The 7,425-nt window shown below is 43.9% G+C and carries 12 protein-coding genes; 11 read left to right on the plus strand and 1 reads right to left on the minus strand.

Translation table 11 applies throughout. The features are described 5' to 3' along the window. The first annotated feature begins 17 nt into the window (after positions 1–17). Genes JC525_RS09195 through JC525_RS09230 form a run of 9 tightly spaced genes read left to right on the plus strand, consistent with a single transcriptional unit; the run spans position 18 to position 2,709 of the window. Positions 18–209: a hypothetical protein gene (locus JC525_RS09195; RefSeq protein ID WP_198815568.1), complete on the plus strand. Its 192-nt coding sequence runs from the start codon at positions 18–20 to the stop codon at positions 207–209. Next, positions 206–832 carry a hypothetical protein gene (locus tag JC525_RS09200; protein ID WP_198815569.1) on the plus strand — a complete coding sequence of 209 codons (627 nt, stop codon included), beginning with the start codon at positions 206–208 and terminating at the stop codon, positions 830–832. Before JC525_RS09195 ends, JC525_RS09200 begins: the two co-directional genes overlap by 4 nt. Beyond that, positions 829–1,257: a hypothetical protein gene (locus tag JC525_RS09205; protein ID WP_198815570.1), complete on the plus strand. Its 429-nt coding sequence runs from the start codon at positions 829–831 to the stop codon at positions 1,255–1,257. Before JC525_RS09200 ends, JC525_RS09205 begins: the two co-directional genes overlap by 4 nt. After that, positions 1,250–1,549: a hypothetical protein gene (locus tag JC525_RS09210; protein WP_198815571.1), complete on the plus strand. Its 300-nt coding sequence runs from the start codon at positions 1,250–1,252 to the stop codon at positions 1,547–1,549. The genes JC525_RS09205 and JC525_RS09210 overlap by 8 nt, the downstream gene beginning before the upstream one ends. Continuing rightward, positions 1,542–1,763, plus strand: coding sequence for a hypothetical protein (locus JC525_RS09215; RefSeq protein ID WP_198815572.1), 222 nt, complete (start codon positions 1,542–1,544; stop codon positions 1,761–1,763). Before JC525_RS09210 ends, JC525_RS09215 begins: the two co-directional genes overlap by 8 nt. Next, positions 1,760–1,894, plus strand: a complete 135-nt coding sequence (locus JC525_RS20110; RefSeq protein WP_269822342.1) for a hypothetical protein — start codon at positions 1,760–1,762, stop codon at positions 1,892–1,894. The genes JC525_RS09215 and JC525_RS20110 overlap by 4 nt, the downstream gene beginning before the upstream one ends. After that, a complete protein-coding gene (locus tag JC525_RS09220; protein WP_198815573.1) occupies positions 1,875–2,261 on the plus strand; it encodes a hypothetical protein in 387 nt (128 codons plus the stop codon). The genes JC525_RS20110 and JC525_RS09220 overlap by 20 nt, the downstream gene beginning before the upstream one ends. Further along, positions 2,261–2,470: a hypothetical protein gene (locus JC525_RS09225; protein WP_198815574.1), complete on the plus strand. Its 210-nt coding sequence runs from the start codon at positions 2,261–2,263 to the stop codon at positions 2,468–2,470. Before JC525_RS09220 ends, JC525_RS09225 begins: the two co-directional genes overlap by 1 nt. Further along, positions 2,467–2,709, plus strand: coding sequence for a helix-turn-helix transcriptional regulator (locus tag JC525_RS09230; protein WP_198815575.1), 243 nt, complete (start codon positions 2,467–2,469; stop codon positions 2,707–2,709). Before JC525_RS09225 ends, JC525_RS09230 begins: the two co-directional genes overlap by 4 nt. Here JC525_RS09230 and JC525_RS09235 read toward each other — a convergent pair. Continuing rightward, the gene (locus tag JC525_RS09235) at positions 2,686–3,912 is read right to left on the minus strand and encodes a tyrosine-type recombinase/integrase (RefSeq protein WP_198815576.1); all 1,227 of its coding nucleotides are present in this window, start codon (positions 3,910–3,912) and stop codon (positions 2,686–2,688) included. The genes JC525_RS09230 and JC525_RS09235 overlap by 24 nt on opposite strands. 100 nt (positions 3,913–4,012) lie before the next feature. On the opposite strand from JC525_RS09235, the gene sbcB reads away from it, so the two are divergent. Together sbcB and JC525_RS09245 are read left to right on the plus strand one after the other, a co-directional pair. Next, complete coding sequence (gene sbcB / locus JC525_RS09240) at positions 4,013–5,500, plus strand: exodeoxyribonuclease I (protein WP_233095083.1); 1,488 nt, start codon at positions 4,013–4,015, stop codon at positions 5,498–5,500. Between the two features lie 127 nt (positions 5,501–5,627). Further along, positions 5,628–7,283 carry a DUF342 domain-containing protein gene (locus tag JC525_RS09245; RefSeq protein ID WP_198815577.1) on the plus strand — a complete coding sequence of 552 codons (1,656 nt, stop codon included), beginning with the start codon at positions 5,628–5,630 and terminating at the stop codon, positions 7,281–7,283. The last annotated feature ends 142 nt before the right edge of the window (positions 7,284–7,425 follow it).

Raw genomic sequence — 7,425 nt, forward strand, 5'->3', positions numbered from 1 at the left:
GGGGGCTAAGGATTCCTATGACAACAATATTTTTAAACGGTCGTGTTCAGTGGGTAAGCGCTTCATGTGTCATTAAAACGCAAAACCTACTGATGGCTGGTAAATCTACGGGCCAGATTGCTAAAGAAATTAAACGCTCTAAAGCCTACACGCAAGAGCTAGTCAATGTGATTAATGAACACATGCAAATGATGAGGGAAGTGGCATGAGTAATATTAATTGGGATTTAGCGCCAGAGGGTGCAGAAGAATTAGTTCAATACGGCAATAGACTTACCTGGAGGAAAGGCATAAAAATATGGTGCTTCGTGCAAGAAAAATGGTGCGATTACGTATCAAACTGGCAAACCATCGCAACACGCGAGCCAGAACAGCCACGCAAAACGGTTGAGGATGCGGTTGAGGCCTTGGGAGGCAAGTGGAGTGAGCCTGAGGATTGCGTTTGCGTTTGGAACATGAAGAGTCATAACTTCGAGCTCTGGATTAGCGATTATATTCCTGTTAACTACTGCTACCAAGTTTGCACATACAAAGAATTCGAGGCTTGTGTTGCTGCTAAAGCTAAGAGCGAGCCTGAGTGGACGCACACATACTGTGATTACGGTGTTCACAAGGATTGCGTGATAATACACGACAAACCCGACGATTACGGCTTTGTATTGGTGCTGAATAGACGAGGTGAATATGTTCTTACAGGTGATTTGGAAGAAAAACCAATCAAGCCTACAATCAGCGCAAAAGAGTATGACTTACTTGCAGAGTACGCTGCTCACTTAAATGTTAGCGCTGTCGAGTTTGACGAGTATATGAGTAAATATGAGGTGGTGGAATGAGCAACGCATTTATACCAGACCGATTACACCACATGAGCCGTAGTGAGTTGTTAGCGTTTGCGCAGACAGCGCACGAAGAGAATGTGAAGTTATGTCAGAAACTAGCAAAGGCTAATGAGCGCGTGAAGGAGTTGGAGCAAGAGTCGTTAGCTTTTAGGTCCATTCTCGACCAATCCAATAGATTCCACCCTAATACAGATAAAATTTATTCTTCAGGCTTTAAAGATGCAATGCGATTATTTGAAGACATTTATTTAGGAGGCGCACAGCAGGCGCTAAACAAATTCGCCATAAGGCAGAAGATTGAGGCGTTTAACGAGTGGCTATATGAGGTTAAATATATGGAAGGTGTTAGCGCTAGAGACCTCGTTGATTCAGCGGTTAAGTTTTCAGAACAACTACGCAAGGAGCAAGAGAATGTCTAAAGAATGTCTAAACGGCTCTGAAATGTCTAAAGTGCTAAAAGCTTTAGACATAGCAAATAAGCGCATTGATGAACTTGAAAAGTACAATCTTGACTTAGCTAACGAGTCGCATAACAAAAGCTTGGCAATTGAAAGAGCTAATAAGCGTGTTAAGGAGTTGGAGATTAAATCGCAAATCTTGCTTATTGAAAATGATTTTATGCGAGGTTTTATATTAGATGATTACAGCGTTAATCCGATCTGGCTTGATGAGCAACTTGAACAACTACGCAAGGAGCAAGATGATGTCTAGGTTCTATAAAGTGACCAAGCGCATTTACTCAAACGAATTAAAAGTAACTGAGCATCCCGATGGCGATTGGGTAAAGCGCGAGGAATACGAACAGCTAAAACAACGCTGCGTAAGCCTAGAAGACTCTCTTTTAGAGCAATACAATTACGGAACGCTAGAGCGCAGAGATATTGAAGCTTTAATTCCAAACATACGCAAGGAGCAAGAGAAGTGACTAAGCGCAAAGCAAACACCCCAATCAAGCGCAAGCAAATGATTGCCAGAACTGCGCTTAAAAACCTTTGCATTGCCATGGTATTAGGTGAAGGCAAAGTATTGCACGGTAATGAATTACAAATCGTGTAATGAAGTTAAGGTTTCTCAACAAGTCGCTGAACTTATCGCTGGTCTTCCGTGGAAATGGTATTTCGAGTGTTCGGTAGTGTGCCGTGACCAAAACGGCAAAGAGTACATCGTGAGTGAAACGGTTCATTGTGAGTCAGCGTATCGCCAGTCTGACCCGCGACTTAATGAGTTCTTGAACAAACACCACAAAGCCTTTTTAGCAAGGCAAAATAACCTACACGTTATCACCCTGGCATGGGTAGCCGTTCCTGCTATCGGTGAAAAGGTAGATTTAGAAATTGAAACACTAGATAAGATTTACACCAAGCTAGGTGCGTTTGATTACTTGTCTACGTGGGAGAATAACAAGATGGAGGTAGCGGCATAATGACTAACCAAGAAATGCTAGCGAATGGGCCTGAAGGCTGGACGCACTTTAATGAAGGTGATTATTTTAGGTCTGGTGCTGCTTACTCAGACGTTTACTGTAAAGGCGAATGGGTGGATATCACACATGAAGAGGTATTCTCGCGCTCACGCGAAGACATTGAGAGAATCGTTTATCTTGAAAGTGTATTGAAGGGGGAAGCAAAGTGAGTGAAGAAGTAAAGAAAGTTAAAATTCGTGGCCCATACTTTATGAGCCAAAACGAATTGTTTGCAAAGCTTGGCGTGGGTCGTTCAACTTATGAAAAGCTAACCAACCCAAGCAGTGAGCATTATGACCCGGACTTCCCAAAACCGGTAAGTCTTTTTACCGGGAAGAAGTTTCGCTACTCTTCAATCGATGTTGATCACTACATCAAAATGAAATCACACGTTAGCGAGGCGGCTTAATTCCTCTTGGGCCGCTTCACTTATCATTTTGCACCATAGTTCATACGCTTCTAATTGGTCGTTTATCCAATCATGTTTATTGTAAACGGCCATTATCCCACCTAATTCATGCCCTAGCATTTTCTCAGTTACATGAGGTAAAACACCCTGCTCAGAAAGTCGGGTAGAAATAGTTCTCCTGAAGTCATGCGGTGTAAAAGCACGGCACCCTTTATCGATATCAAGCATTTTTAAGCGAAGTCTTACAACGTATCGGCGCAAGGCGGGATGGGTAACAAAGGTGTTTAAGTGTGCGCCAGGTATCAAGTAACCATCTTTACCATACGTATCATCAAGCTCTTGAATAATGGCTTTAGCTTTTTCTGGTATAGGCCTTCTCAACTCTTTACCGTTTTTACTTCGCTCCGGTGGTAACGTCCAAATGCCCCGCTCTAAATCAAACTCGCTTCTTGGTGCTTCGCGTATCTCGCCATTACGCGCACCGAAAATAAGCAATAGCTTGGTGCAATTCTTTATGGCTGGTGTTGCCCTAGACTTGTTGATCATAGCCCACAGCAAACCAACCTCGTGCATCTGTAAATTACGCTGCCCTTGCTTTGGTTTATCGCCTACTGCGCTTATTTCAAAATCGAGTACAGCAGAGCCAGTGATATAGGAACGAGAGCGAGCCCAGCGTAAAACTGTCTTTACCAGTTTAAGCACCTGGCCAGCGTTAACGCGTGACGTTTTTTCAGCCACCTTATCAAAGTAGCGGATCCATTCTTCACGCGCTGCGGTCTGCACATCGACATTAAAGTTTTTATCAAGTAAATATATGCTTGCTGTACTTTTGTACTGGCCTTGCGTCTTAGGCTTCAAAGTAGGCACTTTAATCTCTAGCCATTTCTCAGCGCAATACGCTAACGTGACTTTCTTTTTTGTTTCTACTTCTGGCACTTTTGGATCGGCGCCTTCATAAAGTTTTCGCCTTAATCCAATCAACTTTTCCCTGGCCTCATCTAACGAGTATTCAGGGTATGTGCCTAACGTCATTCGCTTTTGAACGCCTTCAAAGCGATAGCGGAACACCCAAGTTAGTTTGCCTTTCAATCCACAACTAATGTAAAGTCCATCCCTATCGGGAATGATTTTTGTGTTTTTGTTTTTCTTTCCGTGTAATGCCTGAAGCTTAGATTCCGTAAGGGCCATAGTTAAAAATATCATTCGACACATGAGTCGCGATATTTCGACACAACAGCGAAACATATTCAAGCTTTAAATAAGCGCATTTGACGCAAAAGTGAAACGATAAGGCGGGTTAAATATGAAAGAACCTTTAAAATACGAGGGCTTCAGTGCAAAAAGAAGCATAAAAGAAGAAAACGAAATCAATACATTTCTTTGGCACGACTTTGAAACCTTTGGCACGAGCCCACAAAAAGATCTACCTTGCCAATTCGCTGCTGTTAGAACGGATATGGATTTAAACGTTATAGGTAAGCCTATCAATATTATGAGCGCTATTGCCAACGATTACTTACCTCATCCAGAAGCGTGTTTGGTAACAGGAATAACCCCACAGCAGACGATAAGAGACGGCTCTAACGAGGCCGATTTCGCCGCAAAAATCTATCAGGAAATGTCTACACCCAATACGTGCTGCGTGGGCTTTAACAGTATTCGTTTCGATGATGAAGTGTCGCGCTATTTGTTTTACCGAAACTTTTACGACCCGTATTCGCGAGAATGGCGAAACGGCAATAGCCGCTGGGATATTATTGATGTGGCGAGGGCATGTTACGCGTTGCGACCAGAGGGAATAAACTGGCCACTGCGAGAAGATGGCGCACCGAGCTTCAAACTTGAAGCCCTAACCGCTGCAAATAACATTGGCCACGACAACGCTCACGATGCGTTAAACGATGTGTATGCCACAATATCGCTGGCTAAGCTTATCAAAGAAAAGCAGCCTCGCTTATTTGATTATGCGTTGTCTTTACGCAACAAACATACGGTTATGCAACAAATTGATTTGAGCAAACCTTCCGTCTTATTGCATATCTCTTCAAAACTGCCTGCTTCTCAAGGTTGCTGTACTTGGGTGATGCCAATTGCTAAACACCCTACCAATTCGAACGCATTTATTGTTGTTGATTTATCCCATGATATCGAAAGCTTAATCAATGATTCGCCGGATGATATTAAACAAGCGCTCTATGCACCTTCAGATACGTTTGACGACCCGCGAGAGCGTCCGGGCATTAAACTCATACACGTGAACCGTTCTCCTTTCATCACTACGGCAAAGGCGATGACAGAAGACAATGCGGAGCGACTTGGGTTGAACAGAGCGCGTTGCTTAGAGAACTATAAAAAATTAGCCACCACACCAGAACTGGCTAGCAAGCTTGTAGCCTTGTATGAGAGCGAACAACACGAGAACGAACAAGATATCGATCATGCGCTTTACAGTGGTGGTTTTTTAAACGACGAGGACAGGCGCTGGTGTGAGAGCGTAATTGACGCTCAGCCAGAAGCGCTGGCCACGTTCAGTGACAAAACGCAACATCAGGGACTAAAGAAGCTGTTGTTTCGTTACCGAGCACGAAACTATCCCAATACTTTGACAGCCGATGAGATGACAAAATGGCAGTACCACCGTCAAGCACGCCTGACTGATCCCGCGTTTCATGGCTCAATAACATTAGAATCTTACATGATGAAGCTTGAGTCACTCGCTCAGGAACACAGTGACAATCCAGATAAGCAAGCGATTTTGCGTGCCCTTTATCAATATGCCGAAAACCTTTGACGGAGGTTTTAGAACGTCATAAATTATGGGAAGTGTATAGACGGACGGCAACCTGTGAAACAAGGTCAAGGAACGAGTCTATGCTGCCGATAATAATAATTCACGTGCGCAAGGGAAGAACGATGTCATGAACGGCGTAACAATAAGTTTCGATAAATCTAGAACCTATATTAACCTGATGCTCAACCCTTCTGAATTTACGTCAGAAGTGGACATAAGAGAAATAAGACAACTGCTAGATACCGGCGAAACAAAACGACTTTATGTGTCGGAAAAAGCACTAAAAACAGCCTGTGACACTGCAAACCACTATTTTAAAACCGGCGATAGTACTATCGTTCAAGAGCGGATAGGTGAGCGCAAAAACGCCGAGGTGGAGTTGAGGGTCCCAGAGGATGGCATGAAGGCAAACCTTATCCTCACCGCACCTTATGGCGGAAAGCTTCCGTCACTTAGCACTATCAAATCTTTAGCGACTAAAAACAGAATTGTTCGTGGCTTGAGTACCAAAACCATAACCGCTATGCTCAATGCAGCCAAGCAATCTCAGCCAGGTACTGTACTTGAAGAAACCGTGGCGAAGGGGCTTCCCCCTCGAAATGGTAAAAACTCCAAATTTATTCCACTCGTTCCCAATGCATTAGAACGTGTACTTAAGCCTCAATCAAATGACGGTGAGCGCGTTGACATGCGTAACTTAGGTGAAGTTATTTGTGTCAAAGTTGACACCCCTGTTTTAAGGCGCTCCGAGCCCACGCAAGGTCGCTCAGGTTTTGATGTAAGAGGGAATAAGCTTCCCGCCGTATCTGGTGAGTGGATTGACTTTAAAATGGGAAGCGGCACCGTAGTTTCAGACAGCGACGCCAACCTTCTTATGTCATCTATTTCTGGTATGCCTAAGTATCGCGATCAGATCATGAACATCGATGACACCTTTATCTGTAATGGCGTAAATGTAGGTACTGGGCACGTTAATTACGAAGGCGCGGTATTAGTTAACGGCGATGTCACTGAAAAAATGAAAATTAAAGCGGCTGGTGATGTAACCATAAATGGTTTTGTTGAGTCAGCGCATATCGAAGCTGGCGGCGACATTATCATTACTGAAGGCGCTATGGGCAAAGTTAACGACACCCAAGGTGAATTTCAATGCAAATTAGTTGCAGCCGGCAGTATTCACGTACAGCACGGTCAAGGTATAGATGTACAATGTAGCGGGAATATAACGGTAGGTAGGCAGCTTGCGTATAGTCGTCTTCGCTGCGGCGGAGCCGTTATTGTTGGTCAAATCGACAAACCTATGGGCAACCTTTTTGCCTGCGACATTATAAGCCAAAGTAGGGTTGAAGCGGGTACACTTGGCGCCGTATCTGGTAGCACGTTAAAAGTAGACTTTAGCCCTGGTTTTAATCAGTTATTAGAACGAAAAGACTCGTTAGATGAGCTACTGCGACAGATTCGTGAAAACAATTTGAAGCATAAAGAAAAAATAACCCTGATCCAGAGTAAAAAAATCCCTAAAGAGCTTCAGCGCAAAGCCGCTGAAGCGGTCGAGTTGTTTAATAATGAGAGTGCGTTGCTGGAATGGCTAGAAAATAAAGCTAACGAGGTCAAAACAGCAAAAGACACCTACCAGTCGGATATAAAGCTTATCGCCAATAAGCGTCTATACCCGGGCGTATCGGCTAAGCTAAACAATAGAAACTGGCGTTCTGAACGGGAATACGACCGCGCACAAATCCACTACGACGCTCACCAATGGCATTACGAACCCATTATCTAGTCTAAGCATGCTGCTTAGCGTTATTGATGCGCTGGGCAGACGCCTGTTTTAATTGACACAAAACACGTGCAGCTAAATACAATTCAACGTGTCCGTCCGGTAATCCCCACATTCAATTCATAAATTAGCTACGGCATGGTGT

Source organism: Alteromonas sp. IB21 (genome assembly GCF_016405965.1).
Classification (GTDB): Bacteria; Pseudomonadota; Gammaproteobacteria; order Enterobacterales; family Alteromonadaceae; genus Alteromonas.

Excerpts from the sequence above, each read along its gene's own strand:
- JC525_RS09195 (WP_198815568.1), top strand. The coding sequence starts at position 18 with ATGACAACAATATTTTTAAACGGTCGTGTTCAGTGGGTAAGCGCTTCA.
- JC525_RS09200 (WP_198815569.1), top strand. The coding sequence starts at position 206 with ATGAGTAATATTAATTGGGATTTAGCGCCAGAGGGTGCAGAAGAATTA.
- JC525_RS09205 (WP_198815570.1), top strand. The coding sequence starts at position 829 with ATGAGCAACGCATTTATACCAGACCGATTACACCACATGAGCCGTAGT.
- JC525_RS09210 (WP_198815571.1), top strand. The coding sequence starts at position 1,250 with ATGTCTAAAGAATGTCTAAACGGCTCTGAAATGTCTAAAGTGCTAAAA.
- JC525_RS09215 (WP_198815572.1), top strand. The coding sequence starts at position 1,542 with ATGTCTAGGTTCTATAAAGTGACCAAGCGCATTTACTCAAACGAATTA.
- JC525_RS09220 (WP_198815573.1), top strand. The coding sequence starts at position 1,875 with ATGAATTACAAATCGTGTAATGAAGTTAAGGTTTCTCAACAAGTCGCT.
- JC525_RS09225 (WP_198815574.1), top strand. The coding sequence starts at position 2,261 with ATGACTAACCAAGAAATGCTAGCGAATGGGCCTGAAGGCTGGACGCAC.
- JC525_RS09235 (WP_198815576.1), bottom strand. The coding sequence starts at position 3,912 with ATGATATTTTTAACTATGGCCCTTACGGAATCTAAGCTTCAGGCATTA.
- sbcB (WP_233095083.1), top strand. The coding sequence starts at position 4,013 with ATGAAAGAACCTTTAAAATACGAGGGCTTCAGTGCAAAAAGAAGCATA.
- JC525_RS09245 (WP_198815577.1), top strand. The coding sequence starts at position 5,628 with ATGAACGGCGTAACAATAAGTTTCGATAAATCTAGAACCTATATTAAC.